At 35.6% G+C, this 15,850-nt stretch carries 14 protein-coding genes and 1 other annotated feature; all 14 genes read left to right on the top strand.

From position 1 onward, the window contains the following. The first annotated feature begins 58 nt into the window (after positions 1-58). The 14 genes from hemA (at position 59) to minD (ending at position 15,843) form a co-directional block, all read left to right on the top strand. Positions 59-1,366 (top strand): glutamyl-tRNA reductase, encoded by a 1,308-nt coding sequence (gene hemA, locus HRK21_RS13485; protein WP_069888750.1) that lies wholly within the window; start codon positions 59-61, stop codon positions 1,364-1,366. A 3-nt stretch (positions 1,367-1,369) separates the two neighbouring features. After that, positions 1,370-2,299: a hydroxymethylbilane synthase gene (gene hemC / locus HRK21_RS13480; protein ID WP_070006710.1), complete on the top strand. Its 930-nt coding sequence runs from the start codon at positions 1,370-1,372 to the stop codon at positions 2,297-2,299. Next, positions 2,296-3,018 (top strand): uroporphyrinogen-III synthase, encoded by a 723-nt coding sequence (locus HRK21_RS13475; RefSeq protein WP_003739023.1) that lies wholly within the window; start codon positions 2,296-2,298, stop codon positions 3,016-3,018. The genes hemC and HRK21_RS13475 overlap by 4 nt, the downstream gene beginning before the upstream one ends. Continuing rightward, complete coding sequence (gene hemB / locus HRK21_RS13470; protein WP_070006709.1) at positions 3,015-3,989, top strand: porphobilinogen synthase; 975 nt, start codon at positions 3,015-3,017, stop codon at positions 3,987-3,989. Before HRK21_RS13475 ends, hemB begins: the two co-directional genes overlap by 4 nt. Before the next feature lie 12 nt (positions 3,990-4,001). Next, positions 4,002-5,291 (top strand): glutamate-1-semialdehyde 2,1-aminomutase, encoded by a 1,290-nt coding sequence (hemL, locus tag HRK21_RS13465; RefSeq protein WP_069888753.1) that lies wholly within the window; start codon positions 4,002-4,004, stop codon positions 5,289-5,291. Between the two features lie 47 nt (positions 5,292-5,338). Continuing rightward, positions 5,339-5,566 (top strand) — a binding site (T-box leader). A gap of 48 nt (positions 5,567-5,614) precedes the next feature. Then, entirely contained in the window at positions 5,615-8,266 is a 2,652-nt protein-coding gene (locus HRK21_RS13460) for a valine--tRNA ligase (protein ID WP_069888754.1), read from the top strand. A gap of 62 nt (positions 8,267-8,328) precedes the next feature. Next, positions 8,329-9,618, top strand: a complete 1,290-nt coding sequence (locus HRK21_RS13455) for a bifunctional folylpolyglutamate synthase/dihydrofolate synthase (protein ID WP_069888755.1) — start codon at positions 8,329-8,331, stop codon at positions 9,616-9,618. Between the two features lie 210 nt (positions 9,619-9,828). Further along, on the top strand, positions 9,829-10,539 hold the full coding sequence (locus HRK21_RS13450) for a prepilin peptidase (protein ID WP_003739018.1): 711 nt from the start codon (positions 9,829-9,831) through the stop codon (positions 10,537-10,539). Positions 10,540-10,550: 11 nt separating this feature from the next. Further along, the gene (gene radC / locus HRK21_RS13445) at positions 10,551-11,225 is read left to right on the top strand and encodes a RadC family protein (protein ID WP_069888757.1); all 675 of its coding nucleotides are present in this window, start codon (positions 10,551-10,553) and stop codon (positions 11,223-11,225) included. A 451-nt stretch (positions 11,226-11,676) separates the two neighbouring features. Next, positions 11,677-12,690: a rod shape-determining protein gene (locus tag HRK21_RS13440; protein WP_003727393.1), complete on the top strand. Its 1,014-nt coding sequence runs from the start codon at positions 11,677-11,679 to the stop codon at positions 12,688-12,690. A gap of 85 nt (positions 12,691-12,775) precedes the next feature. Next, positions 12,776-13,663 carry a rod shape-determining protein MreC gene (gene mreC, locus HRK21_RS13435; RefSeq protein ID WP_069888758.1) on the top strand — a complete coding sequence of 296 codons (888 nt, stop codon included), beginning with the start codon at positions 12,776-12,778 and terminating at the stop codon, positions 13,661-13,663. 2 nt (positions 13,664-13,665) lie between these two features. After that, positions 13,666-14,184: a rod shape-determining protein MreD gene (mreD, locus tag HRK21_RS13430; protein WP_003739015.1), complete on the top strand. Its 519-nt coding sequence runs from the start codon at positions 13,666-13,668 to the stop codon at positions 14,182-14,184. A 178-nt stretch (positions 14,185-14,362) separates the two neighbouring features. Continuing rightward, positions 14,363-15,040, top strand: a complete 678-nt coding sequence (minC, locus tag HRK21_RS13425; RefSeq protein WP_069888759.1) for a septum site-determining protein MinC — start codon at positions 14,363-14,365, stop codon at positions 15,038-15,040. A gap of 2 nt (positions 15,041-15,042) precedes the next feature. Continuing rightward, a complete protein-coding gene (minD, locus tag HRK21_RS13420; protein ID WP_069888760.1) occupies positions 15,043-15,843 on the top strand; it encodes a septum site-determining protein MinD in 801 nt (266 codons plus the stop codon). Positions 15,844-15,850: the final 7 nt, after the last annotated feature.

The raw sequence follows: 15,850 nt of genomic DNA, 5'->3' as shown, positions 1-15,850 counted from the left end.
CACATCGAAAAGTGGTAGAATGTATTAGAGTTCAATTTAATTTTAGGAGGATTATCGAATGTTTATTCTCACCATGGGGCTGAATCATCACACAGCACCAATCGACATCCGCGAAAAATTAGTTTTTAAAGAAACCGAAGAAGAAATGGCCTTAGTAACATTACAGCAGGAAAAAAGTATCCTCGAAAATGTTATTATTTCAACGTGCAATCGAACAGAAATTGTTGCGGTTGTTGACCAAATACATACAGGTAGATATTACTTAAAACGCTTTATGGCTAATTGGTTTCAAATGGATATGGAAAAAATCGAGCCTTATTTGTTTTTCCATGAAGAAACAGCAGCTGTCCATCATTTATATAAAGTAACCGCGGGACTTGATTCGCTTGTGCTTGGAGAAACGCAAATCCTCGGACAAGTAAAACACGCATTCGAAATCGCCAAACAAACGGCTACAACAGGTACACTTTTAAATAAACTTTTTCGGGAAGTAGTTACTTTCGCAAAAAAAGTACATCACCATACAAAAATCAATGAAAATGCTGTTTCTGTCAGTTATGCAGCTGTAGAAGTTGCAAAAAAACTATACGGTTCATTAGATAACAAGAAAATTGTTCTGATTGGCGCAGGCGAAATGAGTGAACTTGCTCTGCAAAATCTTGCTGGGAGCGGCTTGACAGATATAACAATCATCAACCGCACGAAAGCAAATGCAGAGTTATTAGCGAACCAATTTCAAGCAAAAGTGGGCGCATACGAAAACATGGATGAACATTTGCTACTTGCAGATATCGTTCTCGTTTCTACAAGCGCGGCAGAACCAATCATTAAACAAACTGCGATGCAAGAATTGATGGAGCAAAAAGCGAGTTCAATGCTTGTGATTGATATCGGTTTACCCCGAAATGTTGAAAATGATTGTTCATATATTCCCAATTTCCACTTGTATGATATCGATGATTTGGCAGGAGTTGTTAGTGCAAACTCATTAGAGCGTCAACAAATCGTTCTGGAACTGGAAGATACGATTGAGTCAGAAGTTCATAATTTTTTCGAGTGGGAGAAACAGCTGGGTGTCGTTCCAATTATTCGTGCTTTGCGTGAAAAGGCACTTGATATGCAAGAAGTTACCATGACTAGTCTAGAAAATAAACTTCCAGGCTTAACAGAACGTGAATATATCCAAATCGGAAAACATATGAAAAGTATCATCAACCAAATGCTGAAACAGCCTATCTCAGAGTTAAAAGAAATGTCCGTAGAAGATGATGCAACTACAAGTATTGAACATTTTAAACGTATTTTTGGGTTAACTAAAACAGATGTGACAATAATAGAAAAAGAACAAGCCGAAACGAGGAGTTAACGGATGAAACGGAAAATAATTGTTGGTTCTAGACGAAGTAAATTAGCTTTAACGCAGTCAAACTGGGTAATTAACAAGCTTAAGGAAAATTATCCTGATTTTGATTTTGAAATTAAAGAAATTGTTACAAAAGGAGACCGTATTTTAGATGTTACACTTAGCAAAGTAGGCGGAAAAGGTCTATTTGTTTCTGAAGTAGAGCAGGCTTTAAGTGACAATATGATTGATTTTGCGGTACATAGTATGAAAGATGTCCCTTCAAGTTTGAAAGAAGGGTTAGTTATTGGTGCGATTCCAAAACGAGAATCTCCATTAGATTGCTTTGTTTTCAATCAAGGGAATGCCTTAGATGAGCTACCTCATGGTTCAGTTATTGGTACGAGTAGCTTGCGTCGAGCTGCACAACTTCTAAAACATCGCCCTGATTTTGTGATTAAGCCGATTCGAGGCAACATTGATACCCGCCTTCAAAAATTACATGCAGAAAACTTTGATGCAATTATTTTAGCGAAAGCCGGGCTAGCTCGAATGGGTTGGTTAGAAAATACGACATTAAAACTAGAAGATATTCCACCTGAACTATGTTTGCCTGCTGTCGGTCAAGGCGCACTTGCTATTGAGTGTCGTGAAAGTGATCAGCAAATTCGCGAGATGCTTACGTCTATTCATCACAAAGAAACAGGGATTTGTGTCGAAGCAGAGCGTGTTTTCTTGAAAAAATTAAATGGTGGCTGTGAAATTCCGATTGCAGGTTTTGCTACAAAAGCGAATGAAGCCGTTCATTTTAAAGGATTAGTGGGTAACGCAGACGGATCCATAATTCTTGAATCGGAACAGGTCGGTGCAAATCCAAGTGAAATTGGAAATAAAGTAGCAGAAGATTTGCTAAGTAAAGGTGCAGATACTATTATCCAAGAACTGAGAAACATATGAATAAAAAAGTTGTTTTAACAAGAGAGGCGAGCAAAAATCAATCTTGGCAAACCTATTTCGCGCAAAAGGGTTTTGAAGTGGTGTCCATTCCGCTAATTAAAACACGACCTAAAAAAATCAGTTTGAGCCACGAACAACTAGAAACGGAATGGCTTTTTTTAACGAGTGCAAATGCTGTAGAGTATTTTTTCATGAATCAACCTGGAGAAGTACATTACAAAATAGCTGTAATTGGTGAAAAAACAAGAGAGAAACTAGCGGAATATGGTTATAATCCTAGTTTTGTTCCGTCTATCTATCAGTCAGAAATGTTTTTAAAAGAGTGGTTGAATGAAAACCCAGAAAAAACGAGTGTCTTACTACCACAAAGTAATTTAAGCAGAAGCATTATAAAAGACACGCTAACAGATAAAGGGCATCTTGTTCACCCGGTGGAACTTTATGAAACAGTTTTCCCAGAGAATTCTAAAACAAAGTTAGCTGAACTATTGAATTCAAATGAAACACACCTAATTATTTTTGCCAGCCCATCAGCTTGGAAAAATTTCTATTCCATCGCGAAATCATTCCCTGTACAAAAAGAAAAATGGCATATCGCATCAATTGGGAGTATCACGACAGAAGCAATTTTGGCAGATGGCTGGGAAGTGAAATATCAACCAAAAACCTTCACCATGAAGCACTTAGCTGATTTGATAATACAGGAGGAATTAAAATGAAAAATCAATTTGATAGACACCGTCGACTAAGAAAAACAAAAACAATTCGTGATTTAGTGAGAGAAACAGTTTTACATACAGATGATTTAATCTATCCGATTTTTGTCAAAGATGGCAAAGAACCAAAGACAGAAGTAGTTTCCATGCCAGGCGTTTTCCAATTTCCTTTGCACGAACTAGAAGAAGAAATGCGCATGGTAGAAAGCCTCGGTATTAAAGCAGTTATTTTATTTGGAATCCCTGCAGAAAAAGACGCAGTTGGAACACAGGCGTACCACAATCACGGTATTATTCAACAAGCCACAAGACTTATTAAAAAAAGCTTTCCTGAAATCCTCGTTGTAGCCGATACTTGTTTATGTGAATTCACTGACCATGGACATTGTGGTGTTATTGAAAATGGTGAAATTCTAAATGACGAATCACTCGATTTATTAAAACAAACAGCTGTTAGTCAAGCAAAAGCAGGAGCTGATATCATTGCGCCTTCTAATATGATGGACGGTTTTGTTCAGGTAATACGTGAAGGGCTTGACGAAGCAGGATTTTATGATATTCCAATTATGTCTTATGCCGTTAAATATGCTTCTGCTTTTTATGGACCTTTCCGTGATGCTGCTGGAAGTGCACCACAATTTGGCGATAGAAAATCATATCAAATGGACCCTGCTAATCGTGAAGAAGCTCTTCGTGAAGCGATATCTGATGAACAAGAGGGAGCTGATTTTCTTATTGTAAAACCCTCCTTATCTTATTTAGATATTATGCGCGATGTGAAGAACAATACGAATTTACCAGTAGTCGCTTATAATGTTAGTGGTGAATATGCAATGGTAAAAGCCGCTGCACAAAATGGTTGGATAGAGGAAGAAAAAATTGTTTTAGAAATGCTAACTAGCATGAAACGCGCAGGCGCAACACTTATCATTACCTATTTTGCAAAAGACGTTTCTAAATACTTAAATAAATAGGAGGGAAGAAATTTGCAAATCTATTCAAAATCTGAAAAAGCATTTAAAGAAGCGAAAAAAGTTTTACCTGGTGGTGTAAATAGTCCTGTTCGAGCATTTAACTCCGTCGATGCCTCACCGGTTTTTATGGATCACGGAAAAGGCGCTTATATCGCCGATGTAGATGGAAATGAATATATTGATTACGTGTTATCTTGGGGACCGCTAATTTTAGGTCATGCAAATCCTTCCGTTGTGCAGGCTATTACAAATGCCGCAATGAAGGGGACTAGTTTTGGCACACCTACTGAAATCGAAACAGAATTAGCAAAATTAGTTATTGAACGTGTACCATCTATTGAAATAGTTCGTATGGTTTCTTCTGGAACGGAAGCAACGATGAGTGCAATTCGTTTAGCTCGAGGTTATACAAAGAGAGACAAAATCTTAAAATTTGAAGGAAGTTATCACGGTCACGGAGATTCCTTATTAATTAAAGCTGGTTCAGGAGTAGCAACACTCGGATTGCCCGATTCCCCAGGAGTTACAAAAGGACTTGCAGCTGATACTATCACGGTGCCGTATAACGATATCGATGGTGCGAAACTCGCTTTTGAAAAATACGGGGAAGAGATAGCTGCTGTTATAGTGGAACCTGTTGCAGGAAATATGGGTGTTGTTCCTCCGATTGAAGGATTTTTAGAAGGGCTACGAGAACTTACGACTAATTACGGATCTTTACTGATTTTTGATGAAGTGATGACCGGTTTTCGAGTTGATTACTATTCTGCTCAAGGCTATTATGTGGTCACACCTGATCTTACTTGTTTAGGTAAAGTAATTGGTGGTGGTTTACCAGTAGGTGCTTATGGTGGTAAAAAAGAAATTATGGAACAGATTGCTCCGGCTGGTTCTATTTATCAAGCTGGAACTTTATCCGGAAATCCATTAGCAATGAATGCTGGATTTGAAACAGTGCGCCAATTAACACCGCAACATTATGATGTTTTCCGCACTTTAATTAAGCGAATGGAAGAAGGGCTAACAGAAATTTCCACTAGACGACAAGTACCTCTTTCGATTAACAAAGCGGGTTCTATGTTTGGCTTTTTCTTTACTGATCAAAAAGTAATTAATTTTGATACAGCCAAAACGAGTGATTTAGAATTTTTCAGAAGCTATTACCGAGAGATGTTAGGGCAAGGGATTTTCTTACCACCTTCTCAGTTTGAAGGTGTCTTCATTTCTACGATGCATACCGAGAAAGAAATTGATAAAACATTAGAAGCTTTTGATACTACGTGTAAAATACTTCGTGGCTAATTGACGAATAGGGAATCTTTTGTTAAAATTATTTCTAGTATATAGATTTAAATGCAATGAAGAGGAAGAGTAAGGCACTTATTTTTCAAAGAGAGAAAGCGGTTGGTGTAAGCTTTCAAAAATAATGTCTGAAGGTAGCCTTGGAGCAGTATTCCTGAACTTTAAGTAGGGAATAACCGGTAGATTTTCTCTATCGTTAACACAATGAAGTGCCTACACTTTTTTTCTGTAGGTAAAAAGGTGGTACCGCGAATAATACTCTTTTCGTCCTTTTACAAGGATGAGAAGAGTTTTTTATTTTGCTTAAAAAAGGAGGAATCATGATGACAACTGAACACAATGAAATAAATATGCCTACAAAATACGAGCCGAGTAACGTAGAAGCTGGTAAATATAAATGGTGGCTAGAAAAAGAGTTTTTCAAAGCAGAAGGAAATACAGATAAAGAACCTTACAGTATCGTTATTCCGCCGCCAAACGTAACAGGGAAACTTCACTTAGGACATGCATGGGATACTACTTTACAAGACATTATTACTCGGATGAAACGGATGCAAGGATTTGATACTTTGTATTTACCGGGTATGGACCACGCTGGAATTGCAACTCAAGCTAAAGTAGAAGCAAAATTAAAAGAAGACAACATTTCTCGTTATGACTTAGGACGCGAAAAATTTGTGGATAAGACTTGGGAATGGAAAGAAGAATACGCTGAGTTTATTCGCGAACAATGGGAGAAGCTAGGTCTTGGCTTAGATTATTCAAGAGAACGCTTTACTCTTGATGACGGTTTATCTGATGCTGTCAAAAAAGTATTCGTAACATTATACAATAAGGGCCTTATTTACCGAGGCCAATATATAATCAATTGGGATCCAGAAGCGAAAACAGCTTTATCGGATATTGAAGTAATCCACAAAGATATTGAAGGTAGTTTCTATCATTTGAAATATCCGCTTACTGACGGTTCTGGTTACTTAGAAGTAGCTACAACTCGCCCTGAAACAATACCCGGTGATACTGCTGTAGCGGTTCATCCTAAAGACGAAAGATATCAGCACTTAATCGGTAAAACAATCATGTTACCTATTTTAAATAGAGAAATCCCAATTGTAGCTGATGACTATGTTGAAAGAGAATTTGGCTCTGGTGCAGTAAAAATTACACCTGCACACGATCCGAACGATTTTGAAGTAGGGAATCGTCATGACTTACCAAGAATTATTGTCATGCATGAAGATGGCACAATGAATGAAAATGCTGGAAAATATGATGGATTGGATCGCTTTGTAGCTAGAAAAGAAATTATTCAAGACTTCAAAGATTTAGGTCTATTTATCAAACAAGAGCCGCATTTGCATTCTGTAGGGCATTCAGAGAGAACAGGAGCCGTAGTAGAACCATATCTTTCTCTTCAATGGTTTGTAAAAATGGAACCTCTTGCTGCGGAAGCATTAGCACTACAAAAAACAGAAGACAAAGTGAATTTTGTGCCAGCTAGATTTGAAAAAACATATGAAACATGGATGGATAACATTCATGATTGGTGTATTTCACGTCAATTATGGTGGGGACACAGAATCCCAGCTTGGTATCATAAAGAAACTGGTGAAATTTATGTTGGTGAAAAGGAGCCTGAAAACCTTTCTGAATGGGAGCAAGATGAAGATGTATTAGACACTTGGTTTAGTTCCGCTTTATGGCCATTTTCAACAATGGGATGGCCTGATATGGGGAATCCAGACTTCAAACATTTTTTCCCAACGAATACTTTAGTTACAGGTTATGATATTATCTTCTTCTGGGTATCCAGAATGATTTTCCAATCTGTAGAATTTACTGGGAAAAGACCTTTTAAAGATACTTTGATTCATGGCTTAGTGCGTGATTCCGAAGGACGAAAAATGTCTAAATCACTCGGCAATGGTGTGGATCCAATAGAAGTTATTAACAAATACGGTGCTGATTCTCTGCGTTATACACTTGCAACTGGTTCATCACCGGGTCAAGATTTGAAGTTTAGCTATGAAAAAGTAGAGTCTACTTGGAATTTTATTAATAAAATTTGGAATGCATCTCGTTTTGTATTAATGAACTTAGATGGGATGAAACATAGTGAAATTGATTTGACTAAAGTGACCGAGGTTAGTGACAAGTGGATATTGACTAGACTTAATGAAACAATTCAAGCAGTTACCTCCTTGGGTGAAAAATATGAATTTGGTGAAGTGGGAAGAACATTATACAACTTTATTTGGGATGATTTCTGTGATTGGTATATCGAAATAGCGAAAATCCCTTTATATGGAGAAGATGAAGTGGCAAAACAGACAACTAGATCTGTACTTGCATATACTTTAAATGCGACGATGCGATTGCTTCATCCATTTATGCCTTTTGTGACAGAAGAAATTTGGCAAAACCTACCGCACGAAGGGGAGTCCATCACAATTTCTGAGTGGCCAGAAGTTAATGAAAATCAGATTGATACTAAAGCTTCCACCGCAATGGCTACGCTAGTTGAAGTGATTCGTGCAGTTCGGAACATTCGATCAGAAGTAAACACACCTCTTAGCAAACCGATTATTCTTGAAATAAAACCAAAGGATGATAACTACAAAGAAATTTTAGAACAAAATATTTCTTATATTGAACGTTTTTGTAACCCAGAACAGGTGACAATTTCCTTTGATGTTGAAGCATCTAAAACGGCGATGACAGCTGTAGTATCTGGGGCAGAGATTTTCATCCCGTTAGAAGCATTAATTGATTTAGACATAGAGATTGCTAGGCTTGAAAAAGAACTAGAAAAATGGAACAAAGAAGTAGCTAGAGTACAAGGGAAACTGAATAATGAGCGATTCATTAGTAAAGCTCCTGAGAATGTAGTGGCAGAAGAACGCTTAAAAGAAAAAGATTATCTAGATAAAAAAGCCTCTGTACTTGAAAGAATTGAAACATTAAAAGAAGTATAAAAAAGTGAACTGACTTTATCATGGAACCAAGTGGTAGGGTCAGTTTTAAGGTGGTTTAAATAATGACATTGAATTCATATGAAGAAGCTTTAGATTGGATTCACGGAACGCTTCGCCTAGGAATAAAACCTGGATTAGCTCGTATGGAATATATGATGGAAAAGCTAAATCATCCAGAAAAGACGAATAAATGGGTGCACATTGCGGGCACAAACGGAAAAGGATCTACACTTACTTTTATTAGAAATGCTTTGGAGGAAGCTGGTTATAGAACAGGAACCTTCACCTCTCCTTATATTGAGGTTTTTAATGAACGAATTAGTGTAAACGGTGAGCCAATTAGTGATGAGCTGATTGTTTCATTAGCGAATCGTATCAAACCTATTGCAGAAGAGTTAGAAGAAACCGTTTATGGCCCACCCTCAGAATTTGAAATTATTACAGCAATGATGTTCCTATGTTTTGCAGAATATGTTTCCATAGATATTGGTATTGTTGAAGTGGGTCTAGGGGGAAGACTAGACTCTACGAATATTCTAGTGCCACTTATTTCTGTTATTACCTCGATTGGGATGGATCACATGGAATTTCTTGGTGATACTATGGAGCAAATTGCTAGTGAAAAAGCTGGTATAATAAAACCAGGTGTCCCAGTTATTTCAGGAGCTATTCAAAAAGAAACGCAAGAAGTAATAGCTGAAATAGCGGCTAACAACAAATCCAATATTGCTCAATTATATGATTCTTTTTCTATGATTAATAAAAATGGGGTCAATACCTATAAAACTATTTATGGAGAAGAGATAAATAATCTTTCCATTGGACTCCTTGGTATTCATCAATTGAATAACGCTGCGATAGCTATTAAAGTATTGCAATACTTAAATACATTTTCTAGCTTTACAATTGATTTGGCAGCAATTAGAAAAGGATTGGAAAAAGCATTTTGGCCAGGACGAATGGAAAAAGTTATATCGAATCCATTTATTATGTTAGACGGGGCCCATAATCCAGAAGGTATCAATACATTCGCTCGTTCCATTGAAACATATCCAGAACCTAAAAAAATAGTAGTGAGTATTTTAGCAGATAAAAACTACCAAGAAATGTTAGCTACATTAAGGGCTATTCCCAATTCGGAAATAATACTAACTACCTTTAACTACCCAAGAGCTATGACGACTGAAGAAGTACTGCAAATTGGGAAAAAGGAAGGGATTTTAGTGAATCCGGATTGGAAACAAGCGTTAAACAACCTTTCTAAAGGTGAATCCGATACTAAAATTTTTGTTACAGGATCGCTTTATTTTATTTCAGAAGTTCGGAACTATTTGTTGACCTCTATACGTTAATCTTTTGAATATAACGAGTATACTTGGAGAAATAAAAAAGAACAAATAGCTAAAAAAGGATTTTCAGAGGCTAAAATATACAAAAAACCTATTTTCTTCTTAGATGGAAAATAGGTTTTTTACTATGTCTAGAGGGTGAAAAAGCAATTTTAGCTATATGCAAAAATAATTTAACTCTGCTATTCTAGTTTTACAACTAGGAGGTGACAGATGATTTACTTTTTATTGATAATTTATAGTGCAATCTTTATGTCTTTTATTCATGTTGCAGGAGAATGCTTTCCAATAAAAAAAACATTTTTATTCCGCTTCTCAGAGTGTAATTATTGTCAAAAGACACTAGCTTTCTATCATATTATTCCCATTTATTCCTTTTTATTTTTGGGCGGAAAGTCTCAATGTTGTGGAAAACGGATTCCGACAATCTATTTTTTTATGGAAATAGTGACACCAATTTATATAGTCTTTTTATACAGTCAATATTCTTTTTCTTATTCATTTTCAGTGTACTGTATTATTTATTATTTTTTAGCTTTTTTCTTTATTACAGATATTCTTTATTTACATGTCCCTAACTCTATATTAATTGCATTTTCTTGTTCGCTAATTATTGTAGCCATCCTATATAATCAGCCTATGCTAGATTTTATTTATTCAAGCATACTCAGTTGTTTTTTCTACTTCCTTTTCTTTATTATCTTTCGAAAAGGGATTGGTCTTGGAGATATTAAAATACTTATTATTTTAAGTAGCTTTTTAGGTTTTAAAACAGGATATTATATCTTTTTTCTAGCAATTATTTTGGGGACAGTTATATTATTCACTGCATTACTATTCAAAAAAGTGAAGAAAAATAAGCAAGTTCCATTTGTGCCATATATTTATGCTTCCTTCCTGTTGATTAGTATTTTGATGAAATAGGAGCTGATTTTATGTTAACAAATGAAATATCAGAAAATGAAAAACCTCGCGAAAAATTACTAAATTATGGGATAGAGTCACTTTCCTCTTCAGAATTAGTCGCTTTAATTATCGAAACAGGAACTAAAAATGAATCTGTTTTGACAATTGCAAATAGAATTATTATGAAATTCAAAAATGTGGCTGAAATGCAATATGCTTCAATAGAAGAATTTCAATTAATTAATGGAATTGGAATAGCAAAAGCATCTAAAATAATGGCAGCGATTGAGCTAGGGAAACGTATAAGTATAGTAACAGAACAAGAAGAAGTGGTTGTTAGGTGTCCGGAAGATGCAGTGAAGCTTGTAATGCCTGAGTTAGCTTTTCTTTTTCAAGAACATTTTCATTGCCTATTTTTAAATACAAAAAACCAAGTCATATATCGACAAACGATTTTTGTTGGTGGACTGAATGCTTCTATTGTCCATCCTAGAGAAGTTTTTAGATTAGCACTCAGAAAATCAGCTGCATCCATAATGTGCTTCCATAATCATCCATCTGGGGACCCAGCTCCGTCTAGTGAAGACTTACTTGTAACTAAGAGATTAGCTGAAGCTGGTAATATTGTCGGCATAACCTTATTGGATCATATAATCATTGGCAAAAATAAGTATATTAGTTTAAAAGAAAAAGGTTATTTTTAAATCCAAAATACTGTTCACAAAATATCTACAGACATTTTTCGCTGCCTTGTGCTAAAGTGATTATCAACAAAAAAGTGAAGGTGGTTTATCATGTTAAGTAGATGGAAAGTTTATAAAGATAGTATTATTGTTTTTTCAATAATGATTGGCATGTTTACTATTCCAATTTTTCTTTGCTTAATGGAATTTTTTAAATGAAATTTATCTTTTCAAAAGTATATTCTTAATAAATTTAACAACACTTAAAAATAGTTTTTAAAGAAAAGTTAAAATTTTTTCCTTCTCATGAAAAATTAATGTCTAGTAGTCTTACTTATGTTATAATAAGATGGTTGTTTATGTGTCTAAATAGAAACATTGACACAAAGGGATAAGGTAACATTAATTTAATGGACGAATAAGGAAACTTAATGTATCCTGTAGAATATTACGAAGGAAAAGGAGAATACAGATGTTTGGATTTGGTAATAAAGATATTGGAATTGATTTAGGGACAGCGAACACACTTGTCTATATGAAGGGAAAAGGTATTGTCCTTCGTGAACCTTCCGTTGTAGCAATGAAAAAAGACACACAAGAAATAGTTGCAGTTGGTAGCGATGCTAAAAATATGATTGGTAGAACGCCAGGAAATATTGTTGCAATTCGTCCAATGAAAGATGGCGTTATTGCTGATTATGATACAACAGCAGCGATGATGAAGTATTACATACAAAAAGCTGGTAAGAGCGTTAATGCAAGTAAACCACGCGTGATGATATGTGTACCTTCTGGAATCACAGGGGTTGAAAAACGTGCTGTTATCGATGCAACTCGTCAAGCAGGAGCTAAAGATGCGTTTACAATTGAAGAACCATTTGCTGCAGCTATTGGTGCTGGTCTTCCCGTGGGTGAACCAACAGGTAGCATGGTTGTAGATATTGGCGGGGGAACTACGGAAGTTGCAGTCATTTCACTTGGTGGGATTGTAACTAGCCGCTCTGTAAGAACTGCTGGTGATGATTTAGATGAAGTTATTATTAATTATATCCGTAAAAAATATAACCTATTAATTGGTGATCGTACTGCAGAAGCAATCAAAATGGAAATTGGTTCAGCTAGTCCAAATGGTTTGGATTTATCTCCATTCAGTATTCGTGGACGTGATTTAGTAACTGGTCTTCCTAAAACAATTGAAATTACACCAGAAGAAATTAGTGAAGCACTTGCTGATACAGTAGCTGCGATTATTGATGCTGTAAAAGGAACTCTTGAAAATACACCACCTGAATTATCAGCTGATATTATGGATAAGGGTATTGTACTTACAGGTGGAGGAGCTCTTTTACGTAATTTAGATACGGTTATTTCTGAAGAAACTAAAATGCCAGTTATTATTGCAGATGAGCCACTTGATTGTGTTGCAATTGGAACAGGAAAAGCTTTAGAAAATATGGATATGTATAAACGTAAAAAAATGAACTAAATGGACACACTCATTTATGTCATATAACAAGATGAATTAGCTTCAAAAAAATGGAAAAAGAGTACTAACGAGATGAGGTGTCGTTATGCCGCAATTTTTTCTCAATAAACGTTTGATTATCTTGTTAATATCTATTATTGTTCTTGTCGCGTTAGTTGGTTTTTCTTTACGTGATCGTGAGAATGCTTCGTGGCCGGAACAATTTGTGAAAGATGTTGTTGGATTTGGCGAAAATTTAGTAGCTAAGCCTACTTCATTTATCTCAGGTGCAGTCGGTGGAGTGGTTGATTTAAAAAATACTTACACTGAAAACCAACATCTGAAAGAACGTTTAGAAGAATTGGCACAACTTGAAAGTGAAGTTGCAGACTTAAAAAAAGAAAATAAAGATTTAAAAGAAAGCCTTGATATCACTGATAGTATACGTGATTATGATCCGCTTAATGCTTCTGTTATTTCTAGAAATCCTACTAATTGGAATGACCAAATAGAAATTGACAAAGGTTCAAGTGATGGAGTGAAACCTGATATGGCAGTTACTACACCAAGTGGTCTTATTGGCAAAGTAACAACAACAGGTGCTAAATCGGCTACGGTTGAATTATTAACTTCATCGGATGTTAAAAATCGTGTTTCTGCTAAAGTGCAGGGGGAGGAAAACGCATTCGGAATTATCAATGGGTACGACAGTGATAGCAAGTTGCTCGAATTAAAACAATTACCGTATGACATGAAATTTAAAAAAGGACAGAAAGTTGTTACTTCTGGACTCGGTGGGAAATTCCCAGCAGGAATCTTTATTGGTACAATTGAAAAAGTTGAAACTGATAAAATGGGATTATCTCAAACCGCGTTTATTAAGCCGGGTGCTGACATGTATGATCTAAACCATGTAACTGTACTCAAGCGTTCAGCGGAAGCAGGAGCTACGGATGATGATGCAACTAGTTCAGACGCGACTGGAGGACAATAATCATGAATGTTAAGAAAAACATTGCGCTTCCTGCAATCATGGTTGGAACCTTTATTCTAGAAGGAGTTTTTAGCCTTCAGTTTGCGAATGGTCTTTTTAATGATAAGCATCTTTTTATTCCGCATTTTTTACTAATTATGTTGACGATTATGACTTGTTTTTATAGACGAAATACGACTTTAGTCTATGCTTTTATTTTAGGTTTAGTGTTTGATATTTATTATACAGGCGTGATGGGGATTTATTTTGCAATCTTTCCTTTTACTGTCTATATCACAGATAAATTTATGAAAGTGTTACAAAATAACGTACTGCTTGTTGGATTAATCGCGATATTTAATATTATTCTTACAGAAAGTTTAGTATATGCGTTTTATTATTTGATTGGTACGACAACGATGACGATTCCTGTTTTTATTGATCAACGTTTATGGACAACCATTTTGTTTAATTTGGCATTCTTTTTAGTTGTCTTTTTCCCATTCCGATTGTTTCTCGATCGTTTGGTTAAATCAGAATAACTATCGTAATTTTATCAGTTTGAATTCGCTATTACTTGAAAAAGTATGACTGTGGAGAATCTCCACAGTTTGCGATTTCAAGCTGTTTTTTTCAAAAAAAGTATTTTTTTATTATCATTTAATTTGAGTTAGTGTATACTAAAGGCTAGAGTATAAATGTTGCGGGGTGAAATCGTATATGAAGAAGAATGTTCAAATTAAAGGCACAAAAGACGGCATTAGTATTTTTCTTAGTGATAAAGCGAGTATACTTGAGTTGCAACAAGAATTAACTCAATTGCTAGCAGATCAGAAACAAAACCCATACTCTGGCGAAAAATTAGAGGTGCAAGTTCAAATTGGTAACCGTCTATTTTCAGAGGAAGAAGAGCGCGAAATATCCACTATTATTCATAAAAATAGTCAAATGAAGATTAGTGCATTTTATAGTAATGTGATGTCTAAAGAGGAAGCAAAAAAATGGAAAGAAAACGATCAGATTTTTTCTATGGCAACGATTATTCGTTCTGGACAAGTTGTTCAAGTTCCAGGAGATTTCTTGCTAATTGGTGATGTGAATCCTGGGGGACAAATCCGTTCAAATGGGAATGTGTTCGTTCTGGGGAATATTAAAGGCATTATTCATGCTGGCTTTGAAGGAAATGAAAATGCTGTTGTAGCAGGGAAATTTCTTTATCCATCACAAGTTAGGATAGCTGGTAAGGTGTATGGTTTTGATAGTGAGGATTATAAAGAGGTTACTGAAACAGATTTGTTTTCTGCATTTGTTAATGATGCAGGTGAGATAGTAATTGATGGAATACATAAGATAAGAAAAATTAGACCCGAAATTTCTAATTTTCAAGGAGGGCGTTAAACATGGGAGAAGCTATAGTCATTACTTCTGGGAAAGGTGGAGTAGGGAAAACTACTTCAACTGCTAACTTAGGGACAGCACTTGCTCTTCAAGGTAAGAAAGTGTGCTTGATTGATATGGATATCGGCCTTCGCAATTTAGACGTTGTTTTAGGTCTGGAGAATCGAATTATTTATGATTTAGTGGATGTAGTAGAAGGGCGTTGTAAAATCCATCAAGCGATGATCAAAGATAAACGTTTTGATGATTTACTTTTCTTACTTCCTGCTGCGCAAACAACGGATAAAAATGCCGTTTCGGGCGAACAAATGGTAGAGTTAATTAACCAATTGCGTCCAGATTATGATTTTATCTTAATTGATTGTCCTGCAGGAATTGAAACTGGATATAAAAATGCGGTTGCTGGGGCAGACAAAGCGATTGTGGTTACAACCCCTGAAATATCAGCAGTTCGCGATGCGGATAGAATTATTGGTTTACTTGAAAAAGAAGATATTGAGCCACCAAAATTAATTATTAATCGAATTCGCACGCAAATGATGATGAATGGTGATGTCATGGATATTGATGAAATTACTACCCATTTATCGATTGAATTGCTTGGTATTATCATTGATGATGATGAAGTTATTCGTTCTTCTAATAGTGGGGATCCAGTAGCTATGTTGCCAAATAACCGTGCTTCACAAGGTTATCGTAACATTGCTCGACGTATTCTTGGAGAGTCTATCCCATTAATGTCGATTGAAACGAAAAAAGCAGGATTTTTCTCTCGCTTAAAACAACTTTTTAGTGGAAAATAAAAAATCA

This window comes from Listeria monocytogenes (genome assembly GCF_013282665.1).
GTDB classification, from domain to species: domain Bacteria; phylum Bacillota; class Bacilli; order Lactobacillales; family Listeriaceae; genus Listeria; species Listeria monocytogenes_C.
This window is presented reverse-complemented; position numbering and strand designations above follow the sequence as displayed.

Excerpts from the sequence above, each read along its gene's own strand:
- minC (WP_069888759.1), top strand. The coding sequence starts at position 14,363 with ATGAAGAAGAATGTTCAAATTAAAGGCACAAAAGACGGCATTAGTATT.
- HRK21_RS13455 (WP_069888755.1), top strand. The coding sequence starts at position 8,329 with ATGACATTGAATTCATATGAAGAAGCTTTAGATTGGATTCACGGAACG.
- radC (WP_069888757.1), top strand. The coding sequence starts at position 10,551 with ATGTTAACAAATGAAATATCAGAAAATGAAAAACCTCGCGAAAAATTA.
- mreC (WP_069888758.1), top strand. The coding sequence starts at position 12,776 with ATGCCGCAATTTTTTCTCAATAAACGTTTGATTATCTTGTTAATATCT.
- HRK21_RS13475 (WP_003739023.1), top strand. The coding sequence starts at position 2,296 with ATGAATAAAAAAGTTGTTTTAACAAGAGAGGCGAGCAAAAATCAATCT.
- hemB (WP_070006709.1), top strand. The coding sequence starts at position 3,015 with ATGAAAAATCAATTTGATAGACACCGTCGACTAAGAAAAACAAAAACA.
- HRK21_RS13450 (WP_003739018.1), top strand. The coding sequence starts at position 9,829 with ATGATTTACTTTTTATTGATAATTTATAGTGCAATCTTTATGTCTTTT.
- minD (WP_069888760.1), top strand. The coding sequence starts at position 15,043 with ATGGGAGAAGCTATAGTCATTACTTCTGGGAAAGGTGGAGTAGGGAAA.
- HRK21_RS13440 (WP_003727393.1), top strand. The coding sequence starts at position 11,677 with ATGTTTGGATTTGGTAATAAAGATATTGGAATTGATTTAGGGACAGCG.
- mreD (WP_003739015.1), top strand. The coding sequence starts at position 13,666 with ATGAATGTTAAGAAAAACATTGCGCTTCCTGCAATCATGGTTGGAACC.
- hemA (WP_069888750.1), top strand. The coding sequence starts at position 59 with ATGTTTATTCTCACCATGGGGCTGAATCATCACACAGCACCAATCGAC.
- HRK21_RS13460 (WP_069888754.1), top strand. The coding sequence starts at position 5,615 with ATGACAACTGAACACAATGAAATAAATATGCCTACAAAATACGAGCCG.
- hemC (WP_070006710.1), top strand. The coding sequence starts at position 1,370 with ATGAAACGGAAAATAATTGTTGGTTCTAGACGAAGTAAATTAGCTTTA.